The organism is Dietzia sp. SLG310A2-38A2 (assembly GCF_014145095.1).
Lineage (GTDB): Bacteria > Actinomycetota > Actinomycetes > Mycobacteriales > Mycobacteriaceae > Dietzia.
Genome location: NZ_JAALDX010000466.1, coordinates 1 through 382, shown reverse-complemented (window position 1 = coordinate 382; position 382 = coordinate 1). Strand labels below are relative to the sequence as shown.

The 382-nt window shown below is 64.7% G+C and carries 1 pseudogene; it reads left to right on the top strand.

The features are described 5' to 3' along the window. Positions 1-289: pseudogene (locus G6027_RS19030) on the top strand (IS3 family transposase); the annotation flags it as partial. Positions 290-382: the final 93 nt, after the last annotated feature.

The following is a 382-nucleotide window of genomic DNA, read 5'->3' as shown; positions in this document are numbered from 1 at the left end:
GCACCGAGGAGAGCGCGGAGATCAAGCGCCTCAAGGCCGAGAACCGGCGGCTCACCGAAGACCTGGAGATCATGCGCCGGGCCTCGATTTTCTTCGCGGGGGAGCTCGACCCCCGCAACCGGTGATCTGCGAATTCGTCGACCAGATGAGGTCCGAAGGGCATGCGGTCGAGTCGATCTGCCGAGGTCTGCGCAAGGCGGGTCTGCAGATCGCCGCACGCACCTATCGGATGTGGACCTCACCCCGGCGAGCGGTAGCGGCCAGGGTCGTCAGTGAGTATTTGAGGGTTTGGGAGCCACTGGATATTGAGGTTGGGAGCCACCGTTATTGGCTTTGAGAGCCGGTGGCCGATGGGGTGGGAGCCACCGGCTCTCGTGCGCCG